At 65.1% G+C, this 15,398-nt stretch carries 16 protein-coding genes; 10 read left to right on the forward strand and 6 right to left on the reverse strand.

Annotated elements, in window-relative coordinates:
- Nucleotides 1–68: 68 nt before the first annotated feature.
- From aroE to mpl, 4 genes are all read right to left on the reverse strand, one after another.
- Nucleotides 69–968, reverse strand: a complete 900-nt coding sequence (gene aroE / locus MMB74_RS13765) for a shikimate dehydrogenase (RefSeq protein ID WP_277429191.1) — start codon at nt 966–968, stop codon at nt 69–71.
- Nucleotides 965–3,112, reverse strand: coding sequence for an RNB domain-containing ribonuclease (locus tag MMB74_RS13770; protein ID WP_277429192.1), 2,148 nt, complete (start codon nt 3,110–3,112; stop codon nt 965–967). Before MMB74_RS13770 ends, aroE begins: the two co-directional genes overlap by 4 nt.
- A 110-nt stretch (nt 3,113–3,222) precedes the next feature.
- Nucleotides 3,223–3,816, reverse strand: a complete 594-nt coding sequence (locus MMB74_RS13775) for a YqiA/YcfP family alpha/beta fold hydrolase (RefSeq protein WP_277429193.1) — start codon at nt 3,814–3,816, stop codon at nt 3,223–3,225.
- Entirely contained in the window at nt 3,813–5,210 is a 1,398-nt protein-coding gene (gene mpl / locus MMB74_RS13780; RefSeq protein ID WP_277429194.1) for a UDP-N-acetylmuramate:L-alanyl-gamma-D-glutamyl-meso-diaminopimelate ligase, read from the reverse strand. Before mpl ends, MMB74_RS13775 begins: the two co-directional genes overlap by 4 nt.
- Nucleotides 5,211–5,366: 156 nt before the next feature.
- Between mpl and MMB74_RS13785 the strand changes: the two genes are divergently transcribed.
- From MMB74_RS13785 to MMB74_RS13830, 10 genes are all read left to right on the forward strand, one after another.
- Nucleotides 5,367–6,011, forward strand: a complete 645-nt coding sequence (locus MMB74_RS13785; RefSeq protein ID WP_277429195.1) for a UDP-N-acetylmuramate--alanine ligase — start codon at nt 5,367–5,369, stop codon at nt 6,009–6,011.
- Between the two features lie 64 nt (nt 6,012–6,075).
- A complete protein-coding gene (locus tag MMB74_RS13790; RefSeq protein ID WP_277429262.1) occupies nt 6,076–6,645 on the forward strand; it encodes a TlpA disulfide reductase family protein in 570 nt (189 codons plus the stop codon).
- Between the two features lie 195 nt (nt 6,646–6,840).
- Nucleotides 6,841–7,296: a type II 3-dehydroquinate dehydratase gene (gene aroQ / locus MMB74_RS13795; RefSeq protein WP_277429196.1), complete on the forward strand. Its 456-nt coding sequence runs from the start codon at nt 6,841–6,843 to the stop codon at nt 7,294–7,296.
- Between the two features lie 64 nt (nt 7,297–7,360).
- The gene (accB, locus tag MMB74_RS13800) at nt 7,361–7,831 is read left to right on the forward strand and encodes an acetyl-CoA carboxylase biotin carboxyl carrier protein (protein WP_277429197.1); all 471 of its coding nucleotides are present in this window, start codon (nt 7,361–7,363) and stop codon (nt 7,829–7,831) included.
- 124 nt (nt 7,832–7,955) lie between these two features.
- Nucleotides 7,956–9,323, forward strand: coding sequence for an acetyl-CoA carboxylase biotin carboxylase subunit (accC, locus tag MMB74_RS13805; protein WP_277429198.1), 1,368 nt, complete (start codon nt 7,956–7,958; stop codon nt 9,321–9,323).
- 5 nt (nt 9,324–9,328) lie between these two features.
- Nucleotides 9,329–10,228: a 50S ribosomal protein L11 methyltransferase gene (prmA, locus tag MMB74_RS13810; protein WP_277429199.1), complete on the forward strand. Its 900-nt coding sequence runs from the start codon at nt 9,329–9,331 to the stop codon at nt 10,226–10,228.
- A gap of 105 nt (nt 10,229–10,333) precedes the next feature.
- Nucleotides 10,334–12,058, forward strand: a complete 1,725-nt coding sequence (locus MMB74_RS13815; RefSeq protein WP_277429200.1) for a DUF3426 domain-containing protein — start codon at nt 10,334–10,336, stop codon at nt 12,056–12,058.
- 78 nt (nt 12,059–12,136) lie between these two features.
- The gene (tpx, locus tag MMB74_RS13820) at nt 12,137–12,637 is read left to right on the forward strand and encodes a thiol peroxidase (protein WP_277429201.1); all 501 of its coding nucleotides are present in this window, start codon (nt 12,137–12,139) and stop codon (nt 12,635–12,637) included.
- Between the two features lie 93 nt (nt 12,638–12,730).
- Nucleotides 12,731–13,666 (forward strand): carbohydrate kinase family protein, encoded by a 936-nt coding sequence (locus MMB74_RS13825; RefSeq protein ID WP_277429202.1) that lies wholly within the window; start codon nt 12,731–12,733, stop codon nt 13,664–13,666.
- A gap of 41 nt (nt 13,667–13,707) precedes the next feature.
- The gene (locus MMB74_RS13830) at nt 13,708–14,184 is read left to right on the forward strand and encodes a glycine zipper 2TM domain-containing protein (RefSeq protein ID WP_277429203.1); all 477 of its coding nucleotides are present in this window, start codon (nt 13,708–13,710) and stop codon (nt 14,182–14,184) included.
- 152 nt (nt 14,185–14,336) lie between these two features.
- Here MMB74_RS13830 and MMB74_RS13835 read toward each other — a convergent pair whose 3' ends face one another.
- Nucleotides 14,337–14,981, reverse strand: coding sequence for a histone H1-like DNA-binding protein (locus tag MMB74_RS13835; protein WP_277429263.1), 645 nt, complete (start codon nt 14,979–14,981; stop codon nt 14,337–14,339).
- A 19-nt stretch (nt 14,982–15,000) separates the two neighbouring features.
- Nucleotides 15,001–15,336, reverse strand: coding sequence for a hypothetical protein (locus MMB74_RS13840; protein WP_277429204.1), 336 nt, complete (start codon nt 15,334–15,336; stop codon nt 15,001–15,003).
- Nucleotides 15,337–15,398: the final 62 nt, after the last annotated feature.

The following is a 15,398-nucleotide window of genomic DNA, read 5'->3' on the forward strand; positions in this document are numbered from 1 at the left end:
ATCGTTCTCGCTCGCGTCGGCGTCTTCTCGTGCGACGCGCGCTGCACTCCTGTCGTGTCTTGTCGCCGCTAAGCGGATGCTGCCAGCATGGCACGCAGCTCCGCCAGCACGCGAGCGCTGTCGGGACGCACGCCGCGCCACACCCAAAACGATTCGGCAGCCTGCTCCACCAACATGCCGAGGCCGTCGGACACGGTGGCGCCGAGCGACTGCGCATGCTGCATGAATACCGTCGGCTGTGCGCCGTACATCATGTCGTACGCAAGCGTGCCCGGACCGAACGCCCGATCGTCGCATTCGGGCAGCGCCGCGGCCAACGAGCCCGCCGTCGCATTGATCACGACGTCGTAGGCCGCGGGGTCGATCGCCGCAGGCGCGCCGCCCGACAATACGCAGCGCGCTTCGCGCGCCGCCGAAGCGAATTGGGCCAAGAGAGCATCAGCCTTTTGCGCCGTGCGATTGACGATGGTCACGCGCTGCGGACCGCGCTCGAGGATCGGCAGCACCGCGCCCCGCGCCGCGCCGCCTGCGCCGAGCAGCAGCACGCGCGCACCCGCAAGGCTCACGCCCAAGTTTCTTTCGATATCGGCGACGAGCCCCACGCCGTCGGTGTTGTCGCCGAAGATGCCATCGGCATCGAATCGCAGCGTATTGACGGCGCCCGCCGCGGCCGCTCTGGGCGAAAGCCGCGCGGCCAGCGCGTGCGCCTCGAGCTTGAACGGCACCGTGACGTTGAGCCCTTTGCCGCCGGCGGCCATGAACGCGCGCACCGTATCGCCGAAGCCGTCGACAGGCGCGAGCAGGCGCCGGTATTCGATGCGCTCGTCCGTTTGCTCCGCAAAGCGCGAATGAATGAGCGGCGATTTGCTATGCGCGATCGGGTTGCCGATCACGGCATAGAGGTCATATCCGGGCGCAGCCGGTTCGATGGACGCCTCACCGGCAGAGTTGGACGCCGCCGCGCTCATTGCGCCTCCTGCGACGATGGCGTCGCGCCGCCTAGAGCGGTCGAATCACGCTCACTGTCGTCCACGCCGGCCGCATCGCCGTCGTCGCTCGCTTCGTCGCCCGTCCCTTCGTCCCCTGTCGCATCGACGCCCGCTTCCAATTGGCTCTCTTCGGCGCGCGCTTCTTCCTCGCTCTGCGCCGACGCATCGGGCGCATCGACGATCTCTGCGTCTTCCTCCTCTTCGGCAGCGACGTTCGACGCCCCGGGCGCATCGAGCACGCGAATCGGGCGCACCGATGCCTCGATCGTCAATTCATCGATGCCCATCACCTCCAGCACGATGCGCGTACCTCGCGCATGCACGCCGAGCCCCGGAACGTGCAGCAACAGCGGCACTTCCTCGAAGCGCACGAGGTCTCCCTTGACGACGGCCGCCACCACTTCCTTCTTCTGTTCCTGCGTGATCCAACGCAAGCACCAAAAGTACTCCATGCGCCGCTGGTGGTCGGCATAGGCGGTGTAAGTGTCGTCGAAGCCTTGGACCACGGCGAACAGATCGGCGTCCTTCGGCTTGAACGGCGCGACGAGCTTGGCGGCGACCCCGTGCTGCACGCAGGCGAGCAATTGCCATTGATTGACGAGGTCGACGTAGCGACGCAGCGGCGAGGTGCTCCATGCGTACTGCGCGACGCCGAGCCCTTCGTGCGGCGCGGCGCTCGTTTGCATGCGCGTGCGCTTGGGGCCTGCGGCGGCGAACGTGCGTTGGGTTCGGTAGATGCCGGGCACGCCATGGTCGTGCAGCAGGGCGCCCCACGTCGAATTGGCCAAAATAGCGAGTTCGGCCACGATCAGATCGAGCGGAGAGCCGCGACGGCGTGGCGTAATCGTCACGTGCTCGCCATCGACGTAGAAGTTGTAATCCGTATTGCCGTGAACTTCGCGCCGCAAGCCGTAGCCGGCGCGCGCCGCTTGGCGCTTTTCGAATAACGCTTGAGCGAGCGGCCACAGCACGGCGATCTCGTCCTTGTGCGGATAATCGCCGCTACCGGCGGCGAGCGACTCCTCCGTCACATCGGCATCGAGCGTGTTGTGGCGCAAATTGCTCCTGACGAACACGCGTTCGGCGCGCGTTTCGGTGGCCACGATGTCCTGCGTGTTGCGATCGACGATGATGTACAGCGAGAGCGCCGGCCGCAGCGCGCCTTCTTTGAGCGTGAAGACTTCGACGACCTCATCGGGCAACATCGTGATCTTGTCGCCGGGCATGTACACGGTGGACAGCCGGGCGCGCGCAATCGCATCGACGGGATCGCCCCGCGCGATGCCGAGCGCGGGCGCCGCAATGTGAATGCCCACTCGCACACGGTCTTCGCCGAGCAATTCGACCGAAAACGCGTCGTCGATCTCGGTCGTGGTGATGTCGTCGATCGAAAACGCCTCCGCATGGGCGGTCGGCAAATCTTCGGGCACCGGCCCTGGCGTCACGGGCGGAAACCCGGTGCCATGCGGAAAGTGCTCGGACAGAAAGCGCGCTTCATGCAATGCGCGCGCCGAAGCGATGCCGCCGCACTCCAACATGAGCCGCGCCGTCGACACCCCGCGCGCCGCCGCCGCGCCCTCTAGCGCCTTGTATTCGATCGCGTTCTTATCGGGCTTCGTGAGCAACGCGAGCGCCTTGCCGCGCAGCGCCTCGGGCAACCGCCCGGCCTTCAGCTCTTCTTCGTATCCGGCTTGGACGAGCGCCTGCTGACGCTTGCGCTCCAACGCCGCGAGCGCCATCTTTAATTGCTCTTCAGGCGCGCGCTGGTACTGCCCGCGGCCCTTGCGACGGAAATAGACGGGCGCGCCATGCATGCGCAGCACGAGCGCCGCGCGCTCGACGGGACCCGATTGCGCGCCGAAGTACTCGCCGGCCAGCGCCGCAAACGGGAATTCGTCGGCGGGCGCGCACTCCCACAGGAAGTCGAGGTCGATCTGCTGCGCAGCCGCGTCGGCCTGCTGCAGCAGCTCGGCCGCACTCGGCTTGTCGAACTCGATCAGGACGTCCTTGGCGCGCACCTTCGCTCGCCGTCCGCCCGGCAACTCCACTTGCAGCGCATCGCCCTGACGCGACAGCACGCTACCCGCCTTCAAACCGCCCGATTCCTCAAAGAAAACGTTCACTCGACACTCTCGTTACGAATATGGCCCTCGCAGCGCTACCGTGCGGCAATCCGCACGCCCGCTGCCGATCGATTTGATTCAGTTCATTGATGCGCCGGCTCGCGAGCCGGCTATACGCGCTCGGCCGGCGTCATGCCGCAAAATGCGAGCACGTCGTCGACATAGTTGGCGAATTCGCTGATCGCGTGGTCGCTGCCTTCGATCAGCTTGGTCTCGACACCGGGGTAATGCGCGAGCATTTCGCGGTAGTCGAGCACTTCGTCGCCCGTGGCGGCGAACAAATAATAGCGTTCCGGCTTGCTGATCGCGCTGACGCCGAGCGCGCGCAACTCATCCAAATGACGCGGCTCCACGACGATACTGCCGCCGCCGTGCCAAAGCGGCTGCTCGCCCAAGTAAGCGGACAAATCGCGCTCGGGCAGCACGGCGGGGTTCAGCAACACCGCGCGCCAACCATGCTTCTCGGCTAGGTAAGTGGCCAAATAGCCGCCAAGGGAGCTGCCGATGACCGACACTTCGCCGCGTGCGCCCTTCACCGCCTCGGCCACTTGCGCTTCGGCCAAAGCGATGGCTTGCAGCGGCGAAACAGGCAGCATCGGACAGCGCCAATCGTTCGCGCCGCCCAGCTCGGCCACGCGCGCCGCGAGCAGCTGCGCCTTGAACGATTTCGGCGAAGAACGAAAGCCGTGCAGATAGAGAATCACGCAGCGCCTCTCGGGCGCGAGCCCAGCGCATCGAGCAACTTCTGATGGACGCCGCCGAAGCCGCCGTTGCTCATGACGAGCACGTGATCGCCGGGGCGCGCCGCCTGCGCGACGGCCGCAACGAGCGCGCTCAGATCGTCGAACGCGCGCGCTTTGCCGCCGAGCGGCGCCAGCGCTTCGCGCAGATCCCAACCGAGCGCGTCGCGCCCGCTCGGCGCGCCGTAGCCGAACACGAGATCGGCGCCTGCCAAGCTACCGGGCAACTGCGCCTTCATGACCCCGAGCTTCATGGTGTTCGAACGCGGTTCGAGCACGGCCAGAATGCGGGTGCGCTCGCTGCCGACGCGCGTGCGCAGCCCCGCGATCGTCGTCGCGATGGCGGTTGGATGGTGCGCGAAGTCGTCGTAGACCGTCACGCCATCGACGCTTCCTCGCACTTCCATGCGCCGCTTGACGTTGCGAAATTGCGCGAGCGAATGGGCCGCCTGGGCAGGCGGCACGCCGACATGACGCGCGGCCGCGATCGCCGCGAGGGCGTTGAGCCGATTGTGCTCGCCTTGCACCTGCCAATCGACGAGGCCCAGGCGCTCGCCATGCCAATAGAGCGCGAAGCGCTCGTCGACGGGTTCGCCGTCCGCCGCGGGCAGCGCATCCCATCCGCCCTCGACGCCGAAGCGCTCCACCTCGCTCCACGCGCCGCGCGCGAGCACGCGCTCGAGCGCGGCCTCGCGCCCGTTGACGACGAGGCGCCCAACGCGGGGCACGGTGCGCACGAGATGATGAAATTGCGTCTCGATCGCGGCCAAATCGGGGAAGATGTCGGCGTGATCGAATTCGAGATTATTCAGCACGGCCGTGCGGGGCCGGTAATGGACGAACTTGGAGCGTTTGTCGAAGAACGCCGTGTCGTATTCGTCGGCTTCTATGACGAAAAAGCTCGAATCGGTCAGCCGGGCCGACACGCCGAAATTGAGCGGCACCCCGCCGATCAGGAAGCCGGGGTTCAGGCCCGCGTCTTCGAGCAACCAAGCGAGCATGGAACTCGTCGTCGTCTTGCCGTGCGTGCCCGCAACCGCGAGCACCCACTTGCCCGCGAGCACGTGCTCGCCCAGCCACTGCGGCCCGGAGACATAGGGCAAGCCACGATCGAGAATCGCCTCCATCAGCTCGTTGCCGCGCGAAACGACGTTGCCGACGACGAACAAGTCGGGCTCGAGCTCGAGCTGTTCCGCGCCATACCCTTCGATGAGCTTGATGCCTTGCGCCTCGAGCTGGGTGCTCATCGGCGGATAGACGCCGGCGTCGCAGCCTGTCACCGTATGCCCCGCGGCGCGCGCGAGAACCGCGAGACCGCCCATGAAGGTGCCGCAGATGCCGAGGATGTGGATATGCATAAACCTGTCGTGCTGGTGCCGCGCTTTCCGCGAGTGCATGGGTGGACGCTCACGCCCGGGTGCGGACGGCGCGCTAGAGGCTCGCTATTGTACCCGACGCGCCCGCCGCGAACGGGGCCGAGCGGCCGGTGCCGGACGATCTAGTATGATTGCCGGATGGTGCGCAAATCTCTTGTCGATCCGCAGCGCGTGCGGGATGAAATCGCGATGGCAGCCGCGCGGCTGATCGCGGAGGAAGGGCTCGATTACGCCAGCGCCAAGCGCAAGGCGGCGCGGCAAATTACCGGCCAGACGCGCGTCGCGGGCGAATGGCTGCCCGACAACGATCAGATCGAAGAAGAAATTCGCGAGTATCAATCGTTGTTCCAAGCCGACACGCAGCCCGCGGTCCTGCGCCGGCTGCGGGAAATCGCCATTGAATGGATGAAGCGGCTGGCCGCGTTCCATCCCTACCTGACGGGGGCGGTCCTGAACGGCACAGCCGGCGAACATTCGGACATCCACCTCCAAGTGTTTTGCGACAACCCTAAAGAAGTGGCGATCTATCTGCTCAATGTAAACGTGCAGTACGACGTCTCGGAAACACGCCACTTCGGCGGCCGGGGCGACGTGGAGACATTGAGCTTCCTGTGGCGGGCCGCTCGGGATGAAGATCCGGTCGGCATCCATATCGCGCTCTACGATACGGACGATCTGCGCGGCGCGGTGCGCGCGGACGGGCGGGGCCGCACGGCCCGGGCCAATCTCGACGCCGTCGAGGCGCTGCTCGCCGGTGAGGGCCACGCACCGTTGCACAATTGAAATCGACGCCGAACCCCGCAGCGCGACGCCCGTCGGCCGGCTCGGCGCCCGTCCTTGTTACTTTATGAAAGCGAAACATCTCTTCATCGTGGCGACCGTGGCGGTGGCAGCAGGCCTCTTCGGGGTCGCGGCGCAGCATTGGCTCACCGGCGGCGCCAACCCTGAAAGGCCGATGCCGAGCGCCGCCGCGCCCGCCAAGACGGCGCCTGCCAGCGACGCGGTCGCGCAACTGCTGAGCGCACCGCTGCGCGACATCGACGACAAGCCGCGAACGCTCGAGGCTTACAAAGGGCGAGTGCTGGTCGTGAATTTTTGGGCTTCCTGGTGCGCCCCGTGCGTCGCCGAGATGCCACAACTCGTCGAACTCCATGACGCCTACGCGAGCAAGGGCGTCCAATTCGTCGGGATCGGCGTCGATTCCAGACAGAACGTCAAAAATTTCCTCAAGAAGGTCCCGGTGGATTACCCCATTTTGATCAGCGGATTTGGCGGCGCCGACCTTGCCCGCAACCTCGGCAACGGGGCCGGCGCGCTGCCCTTCACGGTCATAATTGACGCTAACGGCGTCGTACGGTCGACAAAATTAGGACAAATCGTCCCGACCGAACTTCGCAAGACCTTGGACGCGCTTTGAGCGACCTCGCGAAAAACGCGGGAGTTACACGCAAAAAGCGACGAATTCGTGTCAGGATCACGGAAATTGAGTGAGTCGAGCCCCAAAAAACGCGCTCCGGCGGGCTCGCGCGCAGCGCCTTTTTCATCGGCCGCTAGACAAGTTTCGACAATCAGCGCTAAAGTGCGCGCAATTCCGCGGAAACAGAAGCGAACCATGAAACGACTGCTGGTGTTGCACGGCCCAAACCTCAACCTGCTAGGTACGCGGGAACCCGAGGTCTATGGTCGCGTCACGCTCGAGCAGATCGATCAGGCGCTATCGGCACGCGCGAAGGAAGCAGGCGTCGAACTGGTGGCATTTCAGAGCAATCACGAAGGCCATCTGGTGGACCGCGTGCAGGCGGCGGCAAGGGAAGGGATCGAATTCATCGTCATCAATCCGGCGGCGTTCACGCATACGAGCGTCGCCTTGCGCGACGCGCTGGCGGGGGTCGGCATCCCGTTCATCGAGGTCCATCTCTCGAACGTGCATCGCCGAGAGCCCTTCCGGCATCACTCCTACTTTTCCGACCAGGCCGAGGGCGTCATCTGCGGTCTCGGCTGGAAGGGTTATCTGTACGCACTCGAGTTCGCGCTAGAGCGGCTCGCGCCCCAGAACGCGCGCGGCTGATTCCAGAACATCAAATCGGAGCCGGTGCGAGCCGGCGCCTCACGCATTAAAGAGGGGATTCCTTATGGATCTACGTAAGCTGAAAACTTTGATCGACCTCGTCTCCGAATCGGGCATCTCCGAGCTCGAAGTGACCGAGGGCGAAGGCAAAGTCCGCATCGTCAAGAATGCGCCGCCGGTTTACGTGCAGCAGTCCGCCCCGTACGCACCGCAATTCAACGCATCGGCTCCGGCCGCCGGTTCGATCGCCGCCGAGCATGCCCCCGTGGCAGCGCCGGCGCCCGCACCCGCCGTCGCCGAAGGCCACGTCGTGACTTCGCCGATGGTCGGCACCTTCTACCGCTCCCCTTCGCCGGGCGCGGAGCCGTTCGTCCAGGTGGGCGATTCGGTCAAGGAAGGCCAGACGCTGTGCATCATCGAAGCGATGAAATTGCTCAATGAGATCGAATCCGACCAAGCGGGCGTCGTGAAAGAAATCCTCATCGAAAACGGCCAAGCCGTGGAATACGGCCAGCCGCTGTTCATCATCGGTTGATCGCGAGGCGGACCCGGGCGAATGACCAAGCCTCGGGTGCAGCCCTTTCGCTCGAATGCCGTGTACCGCCCATTTCTTTGCGGACCCACGACGCACGAGCCCATAACTGCGTCGAACCATCGCCATGTTTGAAAAAATTCTTATCGCCAATCGCGGCGAAATCGCCTTGCGCATCCAGCGTGCTTGCCGCGAGCTCGGCGTCAAGACGGTCGTCGCCTACTCGACCGCCGATAAAGACGCCAAATACGTCAAGCTCGCCGATGAAGCCGTCTGCATCGGACCGGCGCCGTCGCCGCAGAGCTACCTGAACATGCCCGCGCTGATCAGCGCGGCCGAAGTCACCGATGCCGAGGCGATTCACCCCGGCTACGGCTTTCTTTCGGAGAACGCCGATTTCGCCGAGCGCGTCGAGCAGTCGGGCTTCGCCTTCATTGGCCCGCGCCCCGAGACGATTCGTCTGATGGGCGACAAAGTCACGGCCAAGCAGACGATGATCAAAACGGGCGTGCCCTGCGTGCCCGGTTCGGAAGGCGCGTTGCCGGACGATCCGAAAGAGATCGTCAAGATTGCACGCTCGATCGGCTACCCCGTGATCATCAAAGCCGCCGGCGGCGGCGGCGGCCGCGGCATGCGCGTGGTCCACACCGAGGCGGCGCTCGTGAACGCCGTCAACATGACCCGCGAGGAAGCCGAACGCGCCTTCGGAAACCCGCAGGTCTATATGGAGAAGTTTCTCGAGAATCCGCGTCACATCGAGATCCAGGTCCTGGCCGATTCGTTCAAGAACGCGCTGTGGCTGGGCGAGCGCGATTGCTCGATGCAACGCCGCCACCAAAAGGTGATCGAAGAGGCGCCGGCGCCCGGCATCGCGCGCCGCCTGATCGAGCGCATCGGCGATCGCTGCGCGGACGCCTGCAAGAAAATGGGCTACCTCGGCGCCGGCACGTTCGAGTTCCTGTACGAGAACAACGAGTTCTATTTCATCGAAATGAACACGCGCGTGCAGGTCGAGCACCCGGTGACGGAACTGATCACGGGCGTGGACATCGTGCAGGAGCAAATCCGCATCGCAGCAGGCGAAAAGCTTGCGCTGCGTCAGCGCGATATCGTGTTCCGCGGTCATGCGATCGAGTGCCGGATCAATGCGGAGGATCCGTTCCGGTTCACGCCGTCGCCCGGTCGCATCACGTCGTGGCATACCCCCGGCGGCCCCGGCATCCGTGTCGATTCGCACGCCTACAATGGGTATTTCGTTCCGCCGAACTACGATTCGATGATCGGCAAGCTGATCGCCTACGGCGCCACGCGCGATCAAGCGATTCGACGCATGCGGATCGCGCTGTCGGAGATGGTCGTCGAAGGGATCCAGACGAACATTCCGCTGCATCGCGAGTTGATGCTCGACGGTAGTTTCGTCGAAGGCGGCACGAGCATTCACTATCTCGAGAACCGGCTCGCGGAAAAGCAGCAAGCCGCGCCGGAGGAAGCCTGACCGACATGGCGAGCTACCGGGAACTGATCGTCGAACTGGACCGGGCGCGCGCCGAAGCGCTGTCCGACGCGCTCATCGAACTGGGGGCGCTGTCGGTCTCGGTAGAGGATGCCGATGCCGACACGGCCGACGAGCAGCCGCTGTTCGGCGAGCCCGGCCTCACGCCAGACCGCACGGCGTGGCAGCATTCGCGCGTGATCGCCCTGCTCGCCCCCGAGCACGAGCCGGCGCTCGTCGCGGCCGCCGCGGCCAATGCCGTTGGGCTGGCGGCGGTTCCGTCGTTCGCGGTGCGGGAAGTGCCGGAGCAGGACTGGGTACGCTTGACGCAGTCGCAATTTGAACCGATCGCGATCGGCAAGCGAATTTGGGTGGTGCCGTCATGGCACGACGCCCCCGATCCGCAGGCGTTGATTCTCGAACTCGATCCCGGACTGGCATTCGGCACGGGCAGTCACCCGACGACGCGGCTGTGCATGGAATGGCTAGAAGAATCGGTCGTGCCGGGCCAGTCGCTGCTCGACTACGGCTGCGGTTCCGGCATCCTCGCGATCCTTGCGTACAAGTGCGGCGCAGCGCCTGTCGTTGGCGTCGACATCGATCCGCAGGCCGTCGAATCGGCTCGGCAAAACAGCGAGCGCAATCACGCGGCGGTCACCTATACGCTGCCCGACGCTTGTCCCGACCGCCAATTCGATGTCGTGGTCGCCAATATTTTGTCGAACCCGCTCAAGCTGATGGCTTCGATGCTGAGCGCGAAGATCGAGCCGGGCGGACGCATCGTGCTGTCGGGCGTGCTTGCGCGGCAAGCCGAGGAAGTCGCGGACGCGTATCGTCCGTGGATCGACATTGGCGTGTGGCGCGAACTCGACGGCTGGGTTTGCTTGACCGGTGTGAAGCGCGGCTGACTAGGCCGCAAGCAATTGAGCCATCGCCGAGGGCGCGGCGAGAAACCATTAGAATAGCGACTATCGATCGATGCACCGGCGCTAGCGCCGGCTTTTCCGTTCACTATGGTCCTAGCCACCCGCTGTCCCCACTGCGAAACGGTTTTCCGCGTGCAGGAAGCAATGCTTGCACGCTCTGGTGGGCTCGCGCGCTGCGGACACTGCCATGAGGTCTTCGACGCTCGGCACAACACGCTCGATCCGCATGCGGGCGCCGGCCAAGACAGCGACCACACGGGCATTCCCGCATCGGAGAGCGAGCGCGATTCAGCGCCGCATCCGCTGAACGACGCGACGCCGGAAGCGCAAGCCGAGGCCGTCGCCTCCGAGGCGACGGCAAGCTCGGACGTTGCGCCGTCCGAGCCGCCGCTCACGCACGAACCACCGCTCAGTGCGGAAGTGCCGCCTTTCGCGGCACCGGTTTTTGCGCCGGGCGCTGAACAACAGCCCGTGTACGAGCATGTGCCGGAGGCTGAGCATGTGCCCGAGGCCGAGCGTGTGCCCGAGGCCGAGCGTGTGCCCGAGGCTGAGCATGTGCCCGAGGCTGAGCATGTGCCCGAGGCTGAGCATGTGCCCGAGGCTGAGCATGTGCCCGAGGCTGAGCATGTGCCCGAGGCTGAGCATGCGCCCGAGGCTGAGCATGCGCCCGAGGCTGAGCATGCGCCCGAGGCTGAGCATGCGCCCGAGGCTGAGCATGCGCCCGAGGCTGAGCATGCGCCCGAGGCTGAGCATGCGCCCGAGGCTGAGCATGTGCCCGAAGCCGAGCATCCGCCGACACCGGAATCGCCTGAACCACCGCTCCGAGCGGGCGCGTTCCCCGAGGCGCATCGAGCGCCGGAGGATCAAGCCAGCCCGCCTGAGCCAATCGAACCCGGCGCTACTGCACGCGACCAAGTTTTCCCGTCGCAAACGTGGAGTCGATCGCCCGAACCAAGTTGGGATGACGACGAACCGCATATCAACGGTACGTTGCAGCCCGGCATCGACGACGAACCGCATTTCAGCGCACCCTCGCTGGCGTCTCCCGATCTGCCGGAGCGAACGCGCGCCGAGCCTGAATTCGCCGTGCCTACCCGCTCGCCGCACGCCGACGAAGCTCAAACCGAACCGCACCTCGAACCGCACCTGCGCGAAGGCGTTCAAGCGCGCGCCGAACGACAAGCCGAAGGGGCGCCGCAGCGCAGCGCCGCAGCCGACGACCCTCGCCTGCGGGCAGCCGGCGTGCCGCCGGTTTTCGCCGAACCGCCTCCATCGAGCGCGCACGAGCATCACTTCGCGGTAACCCGCGAGGCGCGCACCGGGACGCCAAGCCGTGCGCTCGCCTACATCGTCGGCGGGATCGTCGCGCTGGCGCTCGTCGTCGCCTTAGTCGCTCAACTCGCCTGGTGGCGCCGCGAAGCCGTCATGGTCTACTGGCCCAGCTCGCAGCCGCTGTTCGCGCAGGTGTGCGCCAAGGTCGGGTGTCAACTGACGCCGCCGCGCGACATCGACGGGCTGCAAGTCGAAGCATCCGATCTGCGGCAAATCGACGGACCCCACCGCCTCGAGCTGCGCGTGCCCCTACGGAACCGCTACGGCATCGCGCTCGGTTACCCTGCGATCGAATTGACGCTGTTCGACAGCAAGAACGACGTGGCCGTGCGCCGCATTTTGTGGCCCGAGGACTATGTCGCACCGGGCACTCGCGTGGCGGCAGGCCTGCCGGCGCACACGACGCAGACGATGATCGTGCGGCTCGACAGCGGCAACGTGATCGCGACCAACTTTCGCGTTCAGATCTTCTACCCGTAGCAGAACCCGGGCGCGCCAAGCTCGGCGCGCCCACTTCCTCGCACTCGCGACAACCCGAAACGAATATCCGGAGCAAACATGAGTCAAGTCACGCTGGGCGGCAACCCGATCGAAGTCGGCGGCACGTTCGTCTCGGTCGGCCAAAAGGCACCCGAGTTTTCGCTCGTCGGCAAAGACCTCAAGCCGGTGGCGCTCGCCGATTTCGCCGGCAAACGCAAGGTGCTCAACATCGTCCCGAGCCTGGATACGCCCACCTGCGCCACCTCGACGCGCAAGTTCAACGAAGCAGCGGCCAAGTTGCAAAACACGGCCGTGATCGTCGTCTCGGGCGACCTGCCGTTCGCCGCAAGCCGCTTTTGCACGACCGAAGGCATCGAGAACGTGGTGACGGCGTCGACGTTCCGCGGCCATGAATTCGCGCAAGCGTACGGCGTCGACATCGCATCGGGCCCGCTGGCGGGGCTGACGGCGCGCGCGGTGGTCGTCGTCGACGAAAACGACAAAGTCGTCCATGCGGAACTCGTCGGCGAAATCAAGAACGAGCCGAACTACGACGCGGCGCTGAACGCACTGAAGTAAATCGCACGGCCGCAATGCAGCACGCCGCGCCACCCGCGCGGCGTTTTTCGTATGGCGGCCCTATTTCACCGGACACGCATAGGAATATTCGACTTGGCTACGCTGATTTGCGGCTCGCTCGCTTACGACAACATCATGACCTTCCAGGGGCGCTTCCGCGAGCACATCCTGCCCGAACAGGTCCACATCTTGAACGTGAGCTTTTTGGTCCCGACGATGCGCCGCGAGTTCGGCGGCTGCGCCGGCAACATCGCTTACGCGCTGCACCTGCTGGGCGGCGAGGCGCGCATCATGGCGACGCTCGGCGAAGTCGACGGTCAGCTCTATCTCGATCGGTTCAAGAGCCTGGGCCTTTCGACCGAGCACGTCCGCGTCGTGCCCGAGGCGTACACGGCCCAGGCCATGATCACCACCGATCTGGACAACAACCAGATCGCCGCCTTCCACCCAGGCGCGATGATGCAATCGCATTTGAATCACGCCGATCGAGCGCAAGGCATCAAGCTCGCGATCGTCGCACCCGACGGGTACGAGGGGATGGTGCAGCACACCGAGAAGCTGGCCGCGGCAGGCGTGCCGTTCATTTTCGATCCGGGCCAAGGGCTCCCGCTGTTCTCCGCCGAGGCGCTCAGGCGCGCCATTGAACTCGCCACCTACGTGGCAGTCAACGACTACGAGGCAAGCCTCGTCAGCAATAAGACGGGCTGGTCGCTCGAGGAAATCGCCCAGCGCGTGCAAGCCTTGATCGTGACGCGCGGCGAGCATGGTTCGCGCATCCATCATCGCGGCCAGTGTGAGGAAATTCCCGTCGTCCAGGCGTCGCAGATCGTCGACCCTACCGGTTGTGGCGATGCGTTCCGCGGCGGCCTGCTTTACGGCATTGAGAATGGCCTCGACTGGGCCACGACGGGCCGCTTGGCAAGCCTGATGGGCTCGCTCAAAATCGAGCAGTCGGGACCGCAAACTTATGCGCCGTCCCGTGACGAAATCGATCGTCGGTTCAAGCAGGCCTACGGCTATAGCTTATAAGCCAGCAGCCTGCGGCAATACTTTTTGTGGAGCAATAGACAATGAAAACATCGGGCCGGGTCGTGCTCGCCGTACTGGTGGCGGGATCGCTAGCCATGACGGGATGCGCGTATAACAGCAGTTCCCCCAACGTGTACACGGCGGGGCAAGCGCAGCGCGAACAGACCGTCCGCTTCGGTACGGTAGAAAGCGTGCGTGCGGTGACGATCTCCGCGAACGACGGGCAACCGAGCGGGCTCGGCGCCGTCGGCGGCGGTGCGCTCGGCGCCGTCGCTGGCAGCGCGTTCGGAGGCGGTAAAGGATCGATCGCGACGGCCATCATCGGCGGCATTGCGGGCGCGGTAGCCGGCAATGCAGTTGAAAACGGCGTCGCGAAGCGCCAAGGTCTCGAAATCACGGTACGACTGGACAACGGCGATCTGCGGGCCATTACGCAATCGGCGACCGGGGAGATCTTTCAAGCAGGTGAACGCGTGCGCCTGCTCTCGAGTGGCGGCGTGACGCGCGTCACGCACTGACCGTCACTGCGCCGGCGTTGCTTCCCGCACGGCTGCCGAACCCGGCCACAATGTAAAAACCCCGCCGCCAGCGTGATGCCAGCGGCGGGGTTTGTCCACCTCGACACGCGAGCCGGTGCCACGCCAAGCGCGGCACGCGTCGCGCCGCCCTATTACGGACGGCTGCCGGTCGGGAACGGCCATGCAGCGGCCGGGTTCAGCGCGGTCTTCACCGTCGAAGCGGGCGCCGTCGAAGCGGCTGCTGCAGGAGCAGGCGCAGCGGGCGCGGCTGGCGCAGGCTTCTTGGCGGCAGCCTTCTTCGCGGGAGCGGCCTTCTTCGCCGCAGGGGCAGCAGCAGCCTTCTTCGCAGGGGCAGCCTTCTTGGCGGCGGCCTTCTTCGCAGGGGCAGCCTTCTTGGCAGGAGCGGCCTTCTTGGCCGCAGCCTTCTTCGCAGGAGCAGCCTTCTTAGCCGGAGCCGCCTTCTTCGCAGCAGCCTTCTTGGCCGGTGCGGCCTTCTTCACTGCGACTTTCTTTGCCGCAACTTTCTTGGCCGGTGCAGCCTTCTTCGCAGCAGCCTTCTTTGCCGGAGCCGCCTTCTTCGCTGCAACCTTCTTCGCTGCAACCTTCTTCACCGCGGCCTTCTTAGCCGGAGCCGCCTTCTTCGCCGCGACCTTCTTCACCGCGACTTTCTTGGCTGCAACCTTCTTGGCCGGAGCCGCCTTCTTCGCCGCGACCTTCTTCACCGCAACCTTCTTCGCTGCTGCTTTTTTGGCCGGTGCGGCTTTCTTGGCGGCAGGCTTCTTCTTGGCAGTTGCCATTGTGTTCTCCTTCAGGTTTTCAGATGGTAAGTTTCGAACTACACCCTTCTTCAAACCCGCTTCCCGCTGCGCGCCGGTGACGGCGCGCGCTGCGAAGCGGGCTATTCATCGGCGTACGCAAAGACCAAGCGCTTACGCTAATGAATGCGGTAAGGCGTGCCGTGCCAAAAGGCACCGCACGCCGGATCGAGACGGCAGGTGAACGCGCAGCGCTCACGCAGCCCGATAATCGCTCGTGATAAGCAGACGGCTTAGCCGCCCGCTTTCTAAGGGGGTAGTTCGCCCATCCCACTGAAGGGCTCGCAAAGTGCCTGTCATGTTTGTTGGCGGTTGCACCGCCGGGCACGCTTTGCATTAGGCGATCTTGCTCCTTGCTTTATCCGCCGCGGCTCCTCTCGCGGCGGGCACCCCATCGAC

The sequence above is a fragment of the Trinickia sp. Y13 genome (assembly GCF_029522115.1).
Lineage (GTDB): Bacteria > Pseudomonadota > Gammaproteobacteria > Burkholderiales > Burkholderiaceae > Trinickia.